14 protein-coding genes are annotated in these 16,858 nt (G+C 70.0%); 6 read left to right on the forward strand and 8 right to left on the reverse strand.

The features are described 5' to 3' along the window. The first annotated feature begins 388 nt into the window (after positions 1 to 388). The 5 genes from ACLF3M_RS26110 to ACLF3M_RS26130 all read left to right on the forward strand — a co-directional run bounded on the left by ACLF3M_RS26110 (position 389) and on the right by ACLF3M_RS26130 (position 4,862). Positions 389 to 1,372, forward strand: coding sequence for a zinc-dependent alcohol dehydrogenase family protein (locus ACLF3M_RS26110; protein WP_430659928.1), 984 nt, complete (start codon positions 389 to 391; stop codon positions 1,370 to 1,372). 69 nt (positions 1,373 to 1,441) lie between these two features. Then, entirely contained in the window at positions 1,442 to 1,900 is a 459-nt protein-coding gene (locus tag ACLF3M_RS26115; RefSeq protein ID WP_430659929.1) for a host attachment protein, read from the forward strand. Between the two features lie 131 nt (positions 1,901 to 2,031). After that, positions 2,032 to 2,664, forward strand: a complete 633-nt coding sequence (locus tag ACLF3M_RS26120) for a cache domain-containing protein (protein ID WP_430659930.1) — start codon at positions 2,032 to 2,034, stop codon at positions 2,662 to 2,664. Between the two features lie 87 nt (positions 2,665 to 2,751). Beyond that, the gene (locus ACLF3M_RS26125; protein ID WP_430659931.1) at positions 2,752 to 3,984 is read left to right on the forward strand and encodes a sensor histidine kinase; all 1,233 of its coding nucleotides are present in this window, start codon (positions 2,752 to 2,754) and stop codon (positions 3,982 to 3,984) included. Between the two features lie 17 nt (positions 3,985 to 4,001). Continuing rightward, positions 4,002 to 4,862 carry a response regulator gene (locus tag ACLF3M_RS26130; RefSeq protein WP_430659932.1) on the forward strand — a complete coding sequence of 287 codons (861 nt, stop codon included), beginning with the start codon at positions 4,002 to 4,004 and terminating at the stop codon, positions 4,860 to 4,862. A 400-nt stretch (positions 4,863 to 5,262) separates the two neighbouring features. On the opposite strand, the gene ACLF3M_RS26135 is transcribed toward ACLF3M_RS26130, so the two are convergent. Continuing rightward, a complete protein-coding gene (locus ACLF3M_RS26135; RefSeq protein ID WP_430659933.1) occupies positions 5,263 to 6,414 on the reverse strand; it encodes a M14 family metallopeptidase in 1,152 nt (383 codons plus the stop codon). Positions 6,415 to 6,833: 419 nt separating this feature from the next. Here ACLF3M_RS26135 and ACLF3M_RS26140 point away from each other — a divergent pair, with 419 nt between their 5' ends. Further along, positions 6,834 to 8,456: a flavin-containing monooxygenase gene (locus tag ACLF3M_RS26140; RefSeq protein WP_430659934.1), complete on the forward strand. Its 1,623-nt coding sequence runs from the start codon at positions 6,834 to 6,836 to the stop codon at positions 8,454 to 8,456. A gap of 21 nt (positions 8,457 to 8,477) precedes the next feature. On the opposite strand, the gene ACLF3M_RS26145 is transcribed toward ACLF3M_RS26140, so the two are convergent. The 7 genes from ACLF3M_RS26145 to ACLF3M_RS26175 form a co-directional block, all read right to left on the reverse strand. After that, entirely contained in the window at positions 8,478 to 9,245 is a 768-nt protein-coding gene (locus ACLF3M_RS26145; protein WP_430659935.1) for an SDR family NAD(P)-dependent oxidoreductase, read from the reverse strand. Then, complete coding sequence (locus ACLF3M_RS26150) at positions 9,242 to 10,579, reverse strand: flavin-containing monooxygenase (protein ID WP_430659936.1); 1,338 nt, start codon at positions 10,577 to 10,579, stop codon at positions 9,242 to 9,244. Before ACLF3M_RS26150 ends, ACLF3M_RS26145 begins: the two co-directional genes overlap by 4 nt. Before the next feature lie 40 nt (positions 10,580 to 10,619). After that, a complete protein-coding gene (locus ACLF3M_RS26155) occupies positions 10,620 to 11,540 on the reverse strand; it encodes an alpha/beta hydrolase (RefSeq protein WP_430659937.1) in 921 nt (306 codons plus the stop codon). Between the two features lie 66 nt (positions 11,541 to 11,606). After that, positions 11,607 to 12,848, reverse strand: coding sequence for an ABC transporter substrate-binding protein (locus ACLF3M_RS26160; RefSeq protein WP_430659938.1), 1,242 nt, complete (start codon positions 12,846 to 12,848; stop codon positions 11,607 to 11,609). Between the two features lie 29 nt (positions 12,849 to 12,877). Next, positions 12,878 to 15,385: an ATP-binding cassette domain-containing protein gene (locus ACLF3M_RS26165; RefSeq protein ID WP_430659939.1), complete on the reverse strand. Its 2,508-nt coding sequence runs from the start codon at positions 15,383 to 15,385 to the stop codon at positions 12,878 to 12,880. Beyond that, positions 15,382 to 16,251 carry a branched-chain amino acid ABC transporter permease gene (locus ACLF3M_RS26170; protein WP_430659940.1) on the reverse strand — a complete coding sequence of 290 codons (870 nt, stop codon included), beginning with the start codon at positions 16,249 to 16,251 and terminating at the stop codon, positions 15,382 to 15,384. The genes ACLF3M_RS26165 and ACLF3M_RS26170 overlap by 4 nt, the downstream gene beginning before the upstream one ends. A gap of 148 nt (positions 16,252 to 16,399) precedes the next feature. Beyond that, entirely contained in the window at positions 16,400 to 16,852 is a 453-nt protein-coding gene (locus tag ACLF3M_RS26175) for a Zn-ribbon domain-containing OB-fold protein (RefSeq protein ID WP_430659941.1), read from the reverse strand. Positions 16,853 to 16,858 lie beyond the last annotated feature (6 nt).

A 16,858-nucleotide genomic window follows, 5' to 3' on the forward strand; every position in this document is an offset into this window, starting at 1 on the left:
AATCGGAATGCCACCGTCCGCAGACCTTGCTGATCACCTTGGCGGTCGTCCGTTCCAGCACAGGCCGTGCCGACGCCCATCAGCGCTACCTGCCGGTTCTCGCTCATGGCACGCGACAGCCGAGTTCGCGGGGTTGGCATCGCACGGCGTCGGCGCCACGCTCAGCGACGCTGCGTGGCGCCATGCATAGTCGCGTCTGCGTTGCCTCAGGCTCCTCGACATTCGGAAGGAGCATGCAGGGCAGGGCCAGGGGCTTGCGCCAACGCATCATTGCCGCCTCCACCTCAGCGTTGTGGTCTGTAACCAAGATCGTTTATTAATGCTGTCAGCAGGCCCGGCCTTGCCGCAGATCAAGGCGGGGATCATCGGCCCGTTGGATCCTGGTGACATGCGCGCGATGGTCCTGTGTCAGGCGCCTGGGCGTCTCGCTTGCATGGTCGTGCCAGACCCCCGGCCCGGCCCCGGCGAGGTGCTGCTTCGCGTCGCGGCCTGCGCGGTATGCCGTACCGACCTCCATGTCGTGGATGGCGAGTTGCCGGACGCCAAGCCGGACCTAGTCCCTGGGCACGAGATTGTCGGGCACGTGGTGCAGGTCGGCGTCGGGGTGGAGCGCTTCCGGCCCGGCGAGCGGGTCGGCGTCCCCTGGCTCGGCTCGACCTGCGGCGCCTGCCGCTTCTGCCTGGCAGGGCGCGAGAACCTGTGCCCCGCGGCGCGCTTTACCGGCTACGGGCGCGACGGTGGCTATGCCGAGCTCGCCGTGGCGGATGCGCGCTTCTGCTTTCCCATCCCTGCGGCGTTTTCCGACGTGGAAGCCGCTCCGCTGCTTTGCGCCGGGCTGATCGGGCACCGCGCCTTGCGCATGGCGGGCGATGCGCGCCGCATCGGCCTCTACGGCTTCGGCGCGGCGGCGCACATCGTCGCGCAGGTCGCCCGGTACGAGGGGCGGACGGTCTTCGCCTTCACGCGGCCGGGCGACAAGACCGCGCAGGACTTCGCGCGGGCGCTCGGTGCCGCCTGGTCCGGAGGATCGGACGAAGCCCCGCCCGAGCCGCTTGACGCCGCCATCCTCTTTGCCCCCATCGGCGCCCTGGTGCCCGCCGCGCTTCGCGCGGTGGAGCCCGGCGGCACGGTGGTCTGCGCCGGCATCCACATGAGCGACATTCCGGCGTTTCCGTACGCGCTCCTCTGGAGCGAGCGGGTAGTCCGCTCCGTCGCCAACCTCACGCGCGCCGATGGCGACGCCTTCCTGTCGCTGGCCCCGCGCATCCCTGTGCGGACGGAGGTGCATCCGATGCCGCTCGACCGGGCGAACGAGGCGCTCGACCGCTTGCGGGCCGGCGAGGTGACCGGCGCTGTCGTGCTCGTGCCATGACCGGCGGCCGGACGCACCGCGGCGCCCGGCCGCGCGGACACTGACGCCGCGGCGAGGGAGGGCAGGATCATGCCGACCGGTATGGAGTGGGCGCTGGTCGCCGATGCGGGACGCGCCCGGGTCTTCGAACGCCGCCTTCCCGCAGGCCCGTGGCGGGAGCGCACGGAGGACGCGCTGGAGGCTGCCCACCCACCGTCGCGGGACCTCGGCACCGACCGGCCTGGGCGCGTGCGGGAGAGCGCCACCACGGCGCGCCATGCCGTGGAGCCGCGCACCGACCCGCACCGGGCCGCGAAGGCGGCGTTCGCCGCGCGCCTCGCAGGGAGGCTCGAGGATGCGTCGGTGTCGTACGAACGGCTGCTCCTGGCAGCGCCCCCAGCTTTTCTCGGCGACCTGCGCGAGGCCCTCGGAGAGGCTGCGCGCAGGAAGCTGCACGGAACGCTCGCAAAGGACCTGACCCACGTGCCGCTAGCGGAACTGGCCATGCACCTCGACGCGGCCAAAACGGGATCGGGCATCGGCGCATGACCGCATCGTTGCCACACAACCCTCCCTCGCGCGGGCCGCCCGCTCCCTCACACCCGCCGCCTCGCCCCGATCCAGCTGGACGGCAATCCCTCTCGGGTGCGGCGCGGTTCACGCCGCGCCTGAGTTGGCTGTTGGCGGCGGTGGCCCTGGCGGTGCTGCTGCCCGCTCTCGGCTTCGGCGTCCTGGCCACCCTCCGCGCGGCGGACGGGCAGCGCGCGGCTGCCGAGGAACGGCTGCGCGACACCGCGCGCGCCCTGGCCCTCGCCGTGGAGCGCGAGATCGGTCGGACGACGAGTGCTCTGCAGGCCTTCGCCACCTCGCCGGTGTTCAAGGCGGCGCCGGCCCTCGCCGACCGCGAAGCGGCGCTCGCACAGGCGCAGGCGCTCGTGGGACTGGTCGGCAACGTCAGTATCGCCGCCCCGGACGGCACGGTCGAGGTCACGACGATCGAGCCCCTGACGACGCCGCAGACCCTCCGCCTGCGATCCCTGGACCTCGTCGCGCACGTCGTCGCAACCGGCGAACCCGGCGTGGGGAACGTCGTGCGGGGTGCCGTGACCGCCCGCTGGATCATCCCGATCATCGTTCCGGTCCGGGCCGAAGGCGGCTCGGCCGGCCTTGTTATCGCCGGGGCGCTCAATACGGAGCATGTCCGGCAACTGCTCGCGGCCTGGGATCTGGACGTCGCCAATTTCGCCGCCCTGACCGACGCGCGGAACGTCGTCGTCGCGCGTTCGGACGCAGCCCACGGCCAAGTTGTCTGACGGTCCGTTGCCCCCGAGAACGCGCGCTACTTCGTCGGCCAGGTTGAGGGTCTCTACAGGGCGACGACACTCGATGGGGTCCCGCGCGTGATCGGCTTCCACGCCGTGCCCTCGCTGTCGGGCTGGACCGTGATCGTCGCGCAGGACGCGGCCGCGCTCGACGCCGTCTGGCACGGACCGCTCCTGACGCTGCTCCTCGGCGGCGTCCTCGCCCTCCTGATCGGTGCGTCCCTCGCGGCCGCCGCGGCAGGGGCCGTCCTCCGCCCGGCTCGTGCCCTAGCCGAGCAGGCGCATCGTCTGGCCGAAGGGGCGGCTATGCCGCCTTTCCCCGCGCTGCCACCATCGCGTATCGCCGAGTTCGCGGAACTCGAACGCGGGCTGGCCGAGGCGGTCGCGGCGGCGGCTGCCCAGCGGCGCGCCGAGGCCAAGACGGCGGACTTGGCCCTCAGCCTCGGCGAGCGCACGCGCGCTCTCGCCGATGCAGGCGCCGCATTGCAGAGCGAGACCGAGCAGCGCCGGGAGGCGCAGGGCCACCTCACCCAGCTGCAGAAGCTGGAAGCGCTCGGCCAGATGACCAGCAGCGTGGCACACGACTTCAACAACGTCCTCGCCGCGATCACCGCCTGCTTCCGGCTGATCGAACGTCGTGCCGGCCCTAACGAGGCCGTGCGGGATGTGGTGCGGCAAGGCGACCGGGCGGCAGGGCGTGCCGCCGCGCTGGTGCGGCAGCTGCTGGCCTTTGCCCGCCAGGAGGGGCTTCGCCCCGAGGTGGTGGACCTCGGGGCGCTGCTGCCGGAGGCCGGCGAGATGATCCGCCACACGGCAGGGCGGCGGCTGACCGTCTCGGTGGAGGTCCCGGCCGGCCTCTGGCCCGTGCTGACGGACCCGCACCAGCTCGAGGTCGCCCTGCTGAACCTCGCGGTGAACGCGCGCGATGCGATGCCGCAGGGCGGGGAGCTGCATGTCTCCGCGCACAACCTCGACCCGGCCCGGCGCCGGGCGGAGCTGCGCCCGGGCGATTATGTGGCCGTTGCGGTCCGGGACCAGGGCACCGGCATGCCGCCGGAGGTCCTCGCGCGCGCTCCGGAGCCCTTCTTCACCACCAAGCCGCGCGGCCAGGGCACCGGCCTGGGGCTGCCCATGGTGCAGCGCTTCGCGGCGCAATCGAATGGCGCCCTGCTGATCCAGAGCATCCCCGGCCAGGGAACGACGGTCGAGATCTTCCTGCCACGGGCCGCCGTGACGGACCTGCGCGTCGAGGCTACCGCCGGCCACGGCGAGGTGGACCCGCTCGCGCATGGCGACGGGCCATCCTGCTAGTGGAGGAGGACGAGCAGGTGCGCCTGCTCACGGCGGCCTTCCTGCGCGACCTGGGCTACACGGTCGTGGAGGCCGCGAGCGCCGAGACCGCGGAAGCTCTCGTGGCCGGCTTGGGCGAGCGCCTGGATCTCCTGCTCTGCGGCGTCGAACTGCCAGGCGCCGATGGCGCGACGCTCGCCGCGCGCCTCCGCGCGGAGCGCCCCGACCTTCGGGTTGTCTTCGTCGCCGGCGCCCCCGTCGGCCCGGCCCTGACCGGGGAGATCGTGCTCCGCAAGCCCGTCGCCGGCGCGGACCTCGCGGCGGCGGTTCTGGCCGCGCTGGACCGGCGTCGCCCACTCCATCTCACGCCCGCCGCCCGGCTGATGAACCAGCTTCGCACGCCGGCCCTGCGAGCGGCCTACCTCGCCTGGCACGCGGCGCGGCTGTCGGGCGAAAACCTGCCGCGCATCGAGGCCTTCGGGCTGGATGCACTTGGCTTCGAGGATCAGGGGGTTCTCGTGTCGGTCGAGAGAGGCGAGGACAACGAGCCGAGCTTTCGCTTCCTGAGGCTCGGGGCCGCCCTCCAGGGGCGGCTTGGCCGCGCGCTGGAAGCGGAGCGGACCTTATCGGTCGCGGCAGACGAGGAGGCCGTGGGCACGATGGCCGGCGCCTACCGCCGGTGCGCGCGAACCGCCGCGCCGGTCTACGACGCGGCGCGTTTCGATTTTGGCGACGGACACCCACAGACCTGCGAGCGGCTGCTGCTGCCGCTGTCGGCGAATGGCTCATCTGTTACGCACGAAGTCGGTGTGGTGATGTTCGGCGACGGCGTGGCTGCCAGCGCGGCGACGCCAGCGTCTCGCCGCGGAAAGGCCGCGCGCATCTGCGCCGCGAAGTAACGATGGACTCCGCAGCCTGAGCCCCGCGGACGCGCTCGGAAGCCTTGATAGCGGTCCCGTTGGCTTTCCCTGACCGAGGCGGCACGAAGGTCGCCTTGACGAGCGTTCGCGATGACCGCCCGGGGATGGAGTAGCGGCAAGCCGCTCACAGTCGCGCGCTTCAACGCCCTATGTCGACGCAGGTTGATCCAGCGCAAGGGGATGAGCCCTCCGCGGAGCGATGTTGCGCTGCCCTCACGGCTCCAGCTCAGCACCAGCGGGCCGTCCTTCGCCGCCATCGCTGTCAGGCCTGGCTTCGCCCCGGCTTCCTGCACGCCGGCGGTGATCCTGCCGATCGTGATCCTCGCCTCCGTGCCCTTCGCGCTCCACTACACGGCGGCCACACAGGGGAGCGCCACGATCACTCGGGGTAGACCGCAGGCTCCTTCGGTTCCGGCCGGTTGAATAGGATGAAGGCCAGGGGGTTGCCGGGCTCGGACATGGCGTCGCTGCGAAGCCCCGTTATCTCCCCGGCCACGCCGCTCGCATATTCCGCGACCACCTCGCCAAAGCTGTTCCGCTGGATCGCGACCTTCTGCCCGACCTCGACCCGCTCGTTGAGCTTGACGAGGAACTCCACGAGCCCGCCGGCGGTCGCCAGGATCGGGAAGGCGGAATTGCCGATATAGACGCGCACGTCCTTGGCCGTGCGTCCCATCGGTCCGGCCAGGATGCCATGGTGCTTGAGGACGTTCATGGTGCCTTCCACGAACAGCGCGATCATCTCCGGATCGAGGACGCGCGCAGCGCCGATCTCCGGCGTGAAGGACGGGATGCCCGCCTCCATGAGCGCGTTGTGCAGCACACCCGTGTAGACCGGATTATCGTAGACTTGGCCGACGGGATACAGCTCCAGCATTTCCCGGACTGCCGGCACGCCCATCTCCCCGATGTTGAACGCCGTGACCTGGAAGCCGGTCGTCCCCGTATGAAAGTCGATCGCGTAGTCGGCGTTGGGTCGTAGCAGGCGGTTGAACAACAGCCCTGCGTGCCGGCTGGCCGCCGTGAGGCCGTTCTCGTTGCCGGGCCATTCGCGGTTCATGTCGATCAGATCGATGCCGCGGCCTGAGCTGGGCCAGCGGCGCTGCATGCTCTCCAGCGCCGGCCGGGATACATCCGTGACCGCCATCACCGTGCCGGACATCGCGGCCGGGTCGAGCTGGTTCATCACGGTCTGGACGGCATGGACCGAACTCATCTCGTCGCCATGCACGCCGCTGACCAGAATGACGCGCTTGCCTGGCCTGGCACCGCGAGCGACCGTCACGGACACATGCCAGTGCTGCCCGGCGGGCGTTGCCACGCCGCGGAAATACAGGAGGTGCTTCCGACCAGGCTCGAGGTCGTTCACGTCGAGCGCAGTGACGACCCGCTTCCCGTCGATCACATCGCCGGTGTAGGCGGTTCCTGCGGAGGAGGCCGGCAATGGCGTTGCGCCGCCTTGCGCGCTGGCAGGGCTGGCGCCGAGGGCCAGGTCTGCGGAAGTGCCGACCGCCGTCGCCGATGCGATCATGAGATCTCGCCGTGCGACACCGTCCATTTCGAGGTCCTCGTGACGTCCTAGGGCATGCTGCCTCCGCTTATCGCGTTCTGCCACCACCACGCGACGCTCACGGCGAACTCGCTGCGGCAGAGCAGCGTGCAGCACGACATCGATTTGGATACGTGGACTACTGAAGGACCTTGGTATCGGACTGCCCGCCCGGCTTAAGCCGATGATGCGAACACGGCGCTTGAGCTCTATGCCGGATCAGAAAGGCATCCGAAGCGGGATCCAGAATTAGCTTGCCTTCTCACCAGAATACAAAGATACTGACGGGAATCTCCGTTGGCCAGCGGCCAGGGCCTCGCGTCTGCTCGTCATCGACGCTGGCTTTGCAAGGTGGTGCTCGGCCGCAATCATCGGAGTGACACTTGCTGGAAGGCCTCAGAATGCCCAGCGGCACGCAGAAGATGCAGAAAGCAGCGGTCGACCTGGACGCAGTCGTGGTCGGCGCGGGATTTGCGGGCCTGTATATGCTCTACCGGCTCCGGCAGCTCGGACTGTCCGCCGTCGTCTTCGAAACTGGCGATGGCGTCGGGGGAACCTGGTACTGGAATGCCTACCCGGGCGCGCGCTGCGATGTGGAAAGCCTGCAGTACTCCTTCAGCTTCTCGGAGGATCTGCAGCAGGAATGGGAGTGGACGGAGCGTTACGCCAGCCAACCCGAGATCCAGCGCTACCTCGATCATGTCGCTGACCGCTTCGATCTGAGGAAGGACATACGGCTCTCCACGACGGTGACGGCTGCCCGTTACGACGAGAAAGAGAAGCGCTGGATCGTCGAGACGGATCGCGGCGACCGCGTGCGCAGCCGCTTCTGCATCATGGCGACGGGGTGCCTTTCGGCGGCACGCATCCCTGACCTGGAAGGGCTGGAGTCCTTCGCCGGGCGCGTGTTCCACACGGGGCGCTGGCCACGCGGGAAGGTGTCCTTCAGCGGCAGAAGGGTCGGCGTGATCGGCACGGGATCCTCAGGCATCCAGGCGATCGCGGCGATCGCGCCGGAGGCGGCGGCGCTGACGGTGTTCCAGCGCACGCCGAACTTCAGCATCCCGGCCTGGAACGCACGGCTTCCACCCGACAGGCAGGCGGCGTTCAAGGCCGCCTACGGCTCCAACCGCGAGACGGCACGCAACACGCGCTCGGGCATCCTCTACGACTATGCCCAGCGCGGCACCTTCGAGGTGTCGGAGGAGGAGCGCCAAAAGGAATACGAGGCACGCTGGGCGAAGGGCGGCGCCAACTTCACGCATTGCTTCAATGACGTCTTCTTCGACCAGGCCGCCAATGACCTCGCTGCCGACTTCGTGCGCGCCAAGATCGCCGCGATCGTACGCGATCCCGAGATCGCGCGCACGCTGATGCCCACGGACCACGCGATCGGCACCAAGCGCATCTGCGTGGACACCGACTACTACGCCACCTTCAACCGCCCGAATGTGCGGTTGGTGGACCTGCGGACGTCGCCGATCAAGCGGGTCGACGCGACGGGCATCCGGACGTCCGCCGCGCATCACGACCTTGACGACATCGTCTTCGCCACGGGCTACGACGCCGTGACCGGGGCGCTTGCCCGCATCGACATCCGCGGGCGCGGCGGCGAGCGCCTGACCGAGAAGTGGCATGGCGGCCCGCGCGCCTATCTCGGGCTGATGATGGCGGGCTTCCCGAACCTCTTCGTCATCACCGGACCGGGCAGCCCGTCGATCCTGACGAACGTCGTGGTCTCGATCGAGCAGCATGTGGAGTGGATCGGCCGCTGCGTCGAGGAACTTGGCCGGCGCGGCGCGACCGAAATCGAGCCGCTGCCCGACGCCGAGGAAGGCTGGGTCGCCCATGTGGCGGAGGTCGCCGGCCGCACGCTCTTCGTGCAGACCAATTCCTGGTACATGGGCGCGAACATCCCGGGCAAGCCGCGCGTGTTCCTGCCCTATGTCGGCGGCTTCCAGAACTACACCCGCATCTGCGAGGAGGTGGTCGAGCGGGGCTACGAAGGCTTCGCGATTGCCTGACGGCGTCCGCGCCCGGCCGGATCAGCTCATCCAGAGGCCGCCGGTGACGTTGATCGCCTGGCCCGTCATGTAGGCGGCCGCATCCGAGGCGAGGAACAGCACGACGCCGGCGATGTCGTCGGGATAGCCCGGACGCTGCAGCGGAATGCCGCGGACCCGCGTGGCCACGTCGGGAAGGCCCTGCGCCTCGTTCAGCTGCTCCGCCTCCTCCCGCATGCGCGTGTCCACGATGATGCCGGGGCAGACCGCGTTCACGCGGATGCCGTGGGCCGCCATCTCGCCGGCCAGGGCCTGGGTCAGCCCGATCAGGGCGAATTTGCTGGCGCTGTAGGCGGCGTGGTTGGGCACGCCCTTCTTGCCGGTCCAGGAGGCGATGTTCACGACGCAGCCTGCGCCGCCTGCCACCATCTGCGGCAGCACCGCCTGCGAGACATGGAAGGCGCCATCCAGGTTGACCGAGAGAACCTGGCGCCAGACCTGCGGGCTCGTTTCCAGGAACGGCGCGGTCCGGAGGATGCCCGCATTGTTGACGAGAAGGCCAACCGGACCGAGCCGATCCAGCGCCGTGGGCACGACGGCCTTGACGCTGTCCGCGTCGCTCACGTCGCAGCGCGCCGCCACCGCGCCGCGACCCTCGGCGCGCACTGCCGCGGCCGTGCCCTCGGCCGCCGCGGCGTCGATGTCGAGCACGCCGACATCGTAGCCGGCGCGGGCCAGGGCAAGCGCGATCGCACGGCCGATCCCGGCGCCCGCCCCGGTGACGAGCGCCGTCCGCGGGGCCACCGTCATGCCGCGGACTCGCGCAGAAGGGCACGCTCGACTGGTGCGGGGCGTGTGTGCTGCACGCCGTTGCGGTCGTAGTCCTTGGCGAGCAGCTTGCGGTAGCGCACGGGATCGAGTTCCAGCGCGTAGCGCGGTGTGCCGGGGAACATGCTCTCCTGGAAAGCCTTGTCGGCCATGATCGCCTGCTCCATTTCGGCTGGCCCGGGCACCTTGATGGCGCCGGAGACGACCGCTGCGATGTATTCGGCCTGGTCGTCCATCATGCGGATGTTGCTGCCGCCGGTCACGTCGAAGAAGCCGATGAAGTAGACGTTGGGCAGCTTCGGACTGACCACGCGGTTGTAGAGATGCAGGTAGCTGTCCCGCACGGGCGAGGTGCCCTCGGGCAGGAACGGCAGGGCGGTGAGGTAGCCCGTGCAGGCGATGATCGTGTCGATCTCCTCGGAGCTGCCATCGACGAAGTAAACGACTCGGCCATCCACCCGGTCGATGCCGGGCTTCGCGCGCACCCGGTCCCAGGCAAGCATCGAGATCAGCGTGGGATGGCTGATCGGATGCGTGCGGCCCTTCGGCGTCCGGAAGCCCCACTGCTCCATAGGGCCGTGGAAGATGCGGGTGAGTAGCGTGCGGATCCAGACGCGCACGCTCCAGGGCAGGAAGGGACGTTCCAGCTTCACCAGGATGCGCGATTGCGGCACGCCGAACATCAGCCGCGGCATGATGAGCACGGGCGATCGCGCGGAGAGGTAGGTCTGCGCCGTGACCGAACAGACATCGGCCGCGATGTCCACGCCGCTGTTGCCGGGCCCGATCACCAGCACGCGCTGACCGGTGAAGGGCTCCGGCTCGCGATAGGCATGCGCGTGCATGTAGGTGCCGGCGAAGCCCTGCACCTGGGGCGGGTGGCGCGGCACGCTCTGGTGGCCTGACGCCACGACGACGCCGTCGAAGCGATGCGCCGAGCCATCCTCGATCTCGACGCGGTAGCCCGAACCGTCCGGCACGATGGCCGTGACGCGGCTGTTGAAGCGGATGCGGGAGGTCAGCCGGAAATGCTCGGCGTAGTCGCGGAAGTAGCGTTCCATCCGGGCGGCATTGGGATAGAGCGGCGTGCCCGGCTCGAACGGGAAGTCGATGAAGGAGCTGACCTTGGCTTCCGAGTTGATGTGCAGCGAGCGGTAGGCGGGGCTCAGCCCGCTGTCGTTGTTATAGACCCAGAGCCCGCCGATCCGGGTCCCGACCTCGAAGATCGTGACCTCGATCCCGCGCGCGAGCAGGTTCTTGGCGGCGCAGAGCCCGCCCGCGCCTGCCCCGATGACTGCGAAATGGCGTGTCGTCATGGTCGGCCTCGATGGTTCGGGCGGCGTCGGCGCCGCTTTGTCAGACATGTGCCTTCAGCCAGTCGCAGGCGGCCTGCAGCGCCTCGTCCGAGCGGTCGATCAGACCGACCCAGGACATGAAGCCGTGGTTCGCGTCGGCGTAGCGCCGGTGCAGCACGACGTTGCCGGCGGCCTGCAGACGATCGGCGAAGACCTTCCCCTCGTCGCGCAGCGGGTCGTATTCGGCGGTGATGACGTAGGATGACGGCAGCCGCGACAGGTCCTCCGCCCGGTTCGGCGAGGCATGCGGATGCGCGCCGTCGGCCGCGTCCTGGAGGTAGTGATTCCAGAACCACTCCATCCCTTCGCGCGTCAGTCCGCAGCCCGCGCCGCGCTCAGTGTAGGAGGGCATGCCCGCAGAGGGATGGTCCGTCACGGGATACATCAGCAGCATGGCGCGCGGCGCGGGCTCGCCTGCGTCGCGGAGCCTTATCGCCGTCACCGCGGACATGGTGCCGCCGACGCTGTCGCCGGCAAGGACGATGCGCGCGGGATCGCCGCCGAAGTCGCGCGCGTGGGCGAAGACCCAGCGCGTTGCGGCCAGGCAATCCTCGGGCGCGGCGGGGAACTTGTTCTCCGGCGCCAGCGCGTAGTCCACCGAGACGACGATCATCCGGGATCGCCGGCAGAGCTGCCTTACCAGGCCATCATGCGTCTCGACGCTGCAGATGACGAAGCCGCTGCCGTGGAAGAACACGATGACGGGCCGGCCCGGCTCCAGGTCGGGGCGGTAGACGCGGACGGGAATGGGTCCGCGCGGGCCGGGGATCGCACGATCCTCGACATGCGCGACCTCGGGTCGCGGCACCGCCTTGTAGCGCGCGGCGGCACCGGCGCGGACGGCATCCACGGGCAGCGTCTGCATCGCCGGCAGCGCGGCGGCCGCGTCCACCATGGCCTGCAGGGCGGGGTGCAGCGTCATGGCATGAGGATCCTCGCCGTGCCCGTCGGCGTTCCTGATGCCGCCGACAAGCAGCGCCCGCGGCGCTCAGAGGTCACCGATGCGGCACTCGCTGCTGGCCTGGGTGCCGTACAGGTCGTTCAGCCCCTCTGGGCTGGTCGGCGCCTGCTTGACGATCTCCAGCGCATCCCAGGGGTCGGTCACCTGATTGCGGACGCGCACGACGAGGAAACGGCGCATCAGCTGGTGATCCCACTCGCGGAAGTACAGCGGGAAGTCGCCGTCCTGCAGGCGCACGGCCTCCAGCCCGCGCACGATCGCCTCCGGGCTGGTCGCGCCCGCCTGCTGGATCGCCGCTAGCAGCAGCCGCATGGAGAAGGCGGCGAGCAGCGCGTTGGAATGGGGCGGCACGCCGTGCTTGCGGCGATACGCCTCGGTGAAGGCACGGTCCTCCGCCGAGTTGTTGGGGTCGGCATGGTGCCAGACCTTGCCGTAAAGGCCGGATGCCTGGGGGCCGGCGGCAACGATGTCGGTGTCGGTGATGATCGGGCTGACGACCGGTGCGCCGTTGCGCATACCGAACTCGGCATACTGCTTCAGGAAGGTCGGCAGTTCGTTGCCTGACAGCGCGGTGGCAACCACGTCCGGACGCGCCTGCCTGATCTTCAGGATGAATGCGCTGAAGTCGGTCGTGCCCAGCGGCATGCGATCGTAGCCCACCTGCGTGCCGCCTGCCGCGTCCAGCCCCGCCTTGAAGGCGTTGTAGACGTCATGTCCATACGCATAGTCGGTAATGAGGAAGTACCATCGCTTGCCGCGCTCCAGCATCGCCGGCGTGATCGCGCTGACCGCAACCGGGGCCGGCGCATTGGAGCGGAATGTGTAGCGGTTGCAGTCCTTGCCGGTCAGCACCGCGGCCCCGCTGATGGTGATCAGCGGCATCTTCGCCCGGCGGGCGAGGGCCGAGAGCGCGAGCGCCGTGGCGCCGCTCGCGCCGCCGAGCACGGCCGTGACCTTCTCCTCGTCGATCAGCTTCTGCATGTTCTGTTGTGCGGATTGCGGGTTCGGTTCGTCGAGCCAGATCGTCTGCGCCGGCCGCCCGAGGATTCGACCGCCCGCCATGTCCAGCGTCAGCACCGCCGCGTTCGCGGCGCCCTCCCCGAGCTGGGCGAAGGTGCCCGTCTTCGGGAAGACGATGCCGACCTTGATCGGGTCCCCCGACTGCGCCAGCACCGGCCGCGCGAGCCCGGCCGCGGCGGCGGAAGCGAACAGCAGTCCCCGTCGCGTGCTCCCCGCAGGGCGGCTGCCTGTAACGTCCGCGATGGTCATCTCGGTTCCTCCTCGCTTCGCGTGGTGCATCAGGCGGACGCGACGTCCGCTTCCATCATCCCGAGCAGCCGCGCCTGCAGCGCGTGGTCTGCCGCAAGCGCCGCGCTGTTGCCGGCGAAGGCGACGCGGCCATTGACCAGCACGTAGGCGCGGTCCACGAGCGGCAGCAGCTTCTCGGCCTGGTGCTCGACCAGGATCAGCGCGCGTTCGCCACGCAGACGCATGATCGCGGCCGAGAGTTCGGCGACGATGGCCGGGGACAGGCCCTCGAAGGGCTCGTCGAGCAGCACGAGCCGGCTCGGCTGCACCAGGGCGCGCGCCGCTGCGCACATCTGCCGCTCTCCGCCGGAGAGGTTCTCGGCCCGCGACCGCGCGCGCTCCGCCAAACGCGGGAACAGTTCGCAGGCCTGCTCGATCGACATGCCGCCCGGACGCGCCGCGATGCGAAGGTTCTCCAATACCGTGAGGTTCGGGAACAGCCGCCGGCCTTCCGGCACGAGCGAGATGCCGCGCCTGTTGATCGCGAAGGGCGGCAGTCCCGCGAGAGTCGCGCCCTCGAAGGTCACCTCGCCGGCGGTGATCGGCACGCTTCCGGTCAATGCGCGGAGCAGCGTCGTCTTGCCCACGCCGTTGCGGCCGAGCACCGCGACGGCCTCGCCGGGGCGGACCTGAAGGTCGATGCCGTCCAGCACCTTGCTGCCGCCATAGCCGGCGACCAGGCCGCGTACATCGAGCAGGATGACCGGCCCGGCGGACAGGGCCGGCGCGGCGAGCAGCTGCACCGCCGGCGCGCCATGCGCGCCGAGGTAAGCCGCGACCACCGCGGGGTCGCGCACCACCTCGGCGGGTGCACCATCGGCAATCAGCCGGCCCTGGTGCAGCACCGTGATCCGGTCGGAGATGGACACCACGCGGTCCAGGTCGTGCTCGATCAGCAGCACCGCATGGCTGTCGGCCAGACGCCGGATCAGCCGCGCGACGATGACGCGGTCCGCCTCCGCCAGGCCGGCCAGCGGCTCGTCCAGCAGCAGCAGCTCCGCATCGGTCGCGAGCGTCACCGCGATGTCGAGCAAGCGCCTCTCGCCATGCGCAAGGCTCGCGCAGCCGGCCTCCGCACGGTCCTGCAGCCCGACCGCCGCCAGCAGCGACCAGGTCCGCGCATTCACCGCCTCGAGCCGATAGGCATCCCGCCAGGCCGCATGCCGCGCCTCGCTCCGGGCCTGCACGCCGAGGCGCACATTCTCGAACACCGAGAGGTGGGGGAACACGCTGACGATCTGGAAGGAGCGCCCGAGCCCGAGCCGTGCGCGCCGATGCACCGGCAGGTCGGTGATGTCGCCGCCGCAGAACAGGATCGCGCCGGAATCGGGCCGCAACACGCCACTGAGCATGTTGAACAGCGTGGTCTTCCCGGCACCGTTCGGTCCGATGATGCTGTGCAGGCGCCGCGGCATCACCTCGAAGGCAAGGTCCTGTGCGACGGTCAGGGAGCCGAAGGATTTCGTCAGTCCGCGCACGGTCAGCACGGGCGCCTCGTCGCCCTTCGCGCCGCCCTCCGTCGCGAAGGGCGCGATCGTCGCCGGGCGGGGCGGGATGCCGGCGCGTACCAGCGTCCAGCCCGTGTGCCCGGTCAGGCGGCGAAACAGCCCGTGCAGCCCCTCCGGCGCCGCCAGCGCGAACACCATGATCGCCGGCGCGAAGACCAGCCACCAGTTCTCCAGCTTCGCGCTGAGGACGTCTTCCAGCAGGATGAACGTCACGGCGCCCCAGAGCACGCCGAGCACGTGATGCACGCCGCCCAGCACCACCATCAGCAGGGCGTCGGCCGCATGCTGCCAGCTCAGGTTGTTGGCGTAGGCGCCCTGCAGCAGCAGCGCCAGCAGCCCGCCGGCGAGGCCCACGATGGTGCCGGACAGCGCGAAGGCGCCGAGCTTCAGCCGCCAGGTGTCGTAGCCGAGGCTCGCCATCCGCGCCTCGTTGTCGCGAATGCCCTGCAGCGCGCGGCCGAACGGCGCATGCACGAAGCGCCAGATGACGAACACCGACCCCAGCAGCACCGCCAGCGTGAAGAGATGCAGCGACAGCGCATCCGGGAACAGCGGCCGCGGCACGTTCTGCAGGCCGTTCTCGCCGCCGGTGAAGGAGGTCCAGCGGAAAACCACCTCGAAGGCGATCTGGGATGCGGCGAGCGTCAGGAGCGAGAAGTAGAGTCCGCGCCGCCGCAGGACGATGACGCCGAGCACGAGTCCCGCCGCCGCCGACCAGACCAGCGTGAAGACGAGCCCGACCAGTTCGTTGCCGGAGACATGGAGCATGAAAAGCGCCGCGGCATAGGTGCCCGTGCCGAAGAAGACCGAGGCGCCGAACGGCACCAGCCCGGTGTAGGCGATCAGCAGATTCACGCCCGCGCCGTACAGCACGTAGATCGCGATCTGCGTCACGCGGCCGACCGGCGCGCCGGTGGCGAGCATGGCGGCCGTGATCGCCGCCAGCGCGATGCCCATCCAGAGGACGGGGCTGCGCAGCGCCCCGCTCATTCGAAGCGCTCCCAGCGCTCGCCGAGCAGCCCGCGCGGGCGCAGCAGGAGCACCAGCACCATGAGCAGGTACATGGCCGCCGAGGAGGCTTCCGGCCAGAACTGCGCGGAGAGGCCGGTCACCACGCCGACCAGCAGCCCCGCGACGATCGCCCCGGCATAGGAGCCGAGGCCGCCGATGGTGACGATGACGAAGGCCGGCATGATCGCGCCCGCCGCCATGGAAGGCGTCACGCTCCAGAGCGGCGCGGCCAGCACGCCCGCGGCGCCGGCCAGCAGGCAGCCCAGCCCGAAGGCCCAGGTGAGCACGCGGGGAAAGTTGATGCCGAGCAGGCCGACCATCTCCGGGTCGCGGCTGCCGGCGCGCAGGATGCGGCCATAGGGGGTGTAGCGCAGGAAGGCGCCGAGCAGCAGCAGCAGCGCCGTCGTCACGACGACGACGCCCGCGCGGTACTGCGTGACCAGCACGGGGCCGAATTCCAGGATGCCGCGCAGGAAGGGCGGCGCCGAGAAGGGGTGGCTCCCGTTGCCCCAGACCAGGCGGATCGTCGCCTCGATGAAGAGCGCGAGCGCGAAGGTCAGCACGATGACCGTTAGCGGCTCCTTCCCATAGAGCCGGCGGATCAGCGTCACCTCGACCAGCGCGCCGACGAGGCCGACGCCGATCGGCGCCAGCACCACGGCAGGCCAGCCGAATTGCTGATGCAGCGTGACGGCGAAATAGGCGCCTAGGGCGAAGAAGGCGCCATGGGCGAAGTTCACGATGCCAAGCAGGCCGAAGATGACGGACAGGCCGATGGCGATCAGCACGAAGATGAAGCCGAGGACGAGCCCGTTGGCCGCCTGCGCGATGACCAGGTCGATCATGGCCACGCCCCGCCTGGCCGGCCTGGCGCCGCGGCTCGCGGAGCGGCAGTGCGGTGCTGCGGCAAGCGGCTGCCTCCTCCCCGTCGCGCGCGGCATCCAATCGGAAGCGCGTCGTACCGAAGAGTATCGTTAACTTCCGTCTGGCATGTCAAGCATCCTTTGTGGCCGGCTCCGCCTGCGTGCCCACCGGCCGAAAGCGGGGCAGCGTCGCCGTCTCCGTCACGTCGTCGAACACAACCTCGACCGGCAGCCCGACCTTCAGCGCCTCGTTCGGCACGCCGACGACGTTCCCCGTCAGCCGCACGCCCTCGTCGAGTTCGACCTGCACTGCGTTGTAGGGCAGGTCGTTCCTGAAGGCCGGCAGCCATTCCTTGTGGACGACGACCCAGGAGGAGATCCGGCCCCGCCCCGAGGCCCGGCGCCAGCCGACCGGTGATCCGAAGCAGAAGGGGCAGACCGGGCCCGGCGGCCAGTGCGGGCGGTCGCAGGCGGCGCACCAGGGCAGCACCAGCTCGTGCCGCCGGCACGCCTCCCAGAACGGCGTGTTGTCGGGCGTGAGCCGCGGCAGCGGCTTCGAGGTCAGGCTGTTCGGGTCCATCATGGCGGT

Origin of the sequence: Falsiroseomonas sp. HW251 (assembly GCF_050563545.1) — a bacterium.
In the GTDB taxonomy this organism is placed as follows: domain Bacteria; phylum Pseudomonadota; class Alphaproteobacteria; order Acetobacterales; family Acetobacteraceae; genus Falsiroseomonas.

Bases quoted from the DNA above. Each gene is read 5' to 3' on its own strand.
- ACLF3M_RS26110 (WP_430659928.1), top strand. From the start codon at position 389: ATGCGCGCGATGGTCCTGTGTCAGGCGCCTGGGCGTCTCGCTTGCATG.
- ACLF3M_RS26115 (WP_430659929.1), top strand. From the start codon at position 1,442: ATGCCGACCGGTATGGAGTGGGCGCTGGTCGCCGATGCGGGACGCGCC.
- ACLF3M_RS26135 (WP_430659933.1), bottom strand. From the start codon at position 6,414: ATGATCGCATCGGCGACGGCGGTCGGCACTTCCGCAGACCTGGCCCTC.
- ACLF3M_RS26140 (WP_430659934.1), top strand. From the start codon at position 6,834: ATGCCCAGCGGCACGCAGAAGATGCAGAAAGCAGCGGTCGACCTGGAC.
- ACLF3M_RS26145 (WP_430659935.1), bottom strand. From the start codon at position 9,245: ATGACGGTGGCCCCGCGGACGGCGCTCGTCACCGGGGCGGGCGCCGGG.
- ACLF3M_RS26150 (WP_430659936.1), bottom strand. From the start codon at position 10,579: ATGACGACACGCCATTTCGCAGTCATCGGGGCAGGCGCGGGCGGGCTC.
- ACLF3M_RS26155 (WP_430659937.1), bottom strand. From the start codon at position 11,540: ATGACGCTGCACCCCGCCCTGCAGGCCATGGTGGACGCGGCCGCCGCG.
- ACLF3M_RS26160 (WP_430659938.1), bottom strand. From the start codon at position 12,848: ATGACCATCGCGGACGTTACAGGCAGCCGCCCTGCGGGGAGCACGCGA.
- ACLF3M_RS26165 (WP_430659939.1), bottom strand. From the start codon at position 15,385: ATGAGCGGGGCGCTGCGCAGCCCCGTCCTCTGGATGGGCATCGCGCTG.
- ACLF3M_RS26170 (WP_430659940.1), bottom strand. From the start codon at position 16,251: ATGATCGACCTGGTCATCGCGCAGGCGGCCAACGGGCTCGTCCTCGGC.
- ACLF3M_RS26175 (WP_430659941.1), bottom strand. From the start codon at position 16,852: ATGATGGACCCGAACAGCCTGACCTCGAAGCCGCTGCCGCGGCTCACG.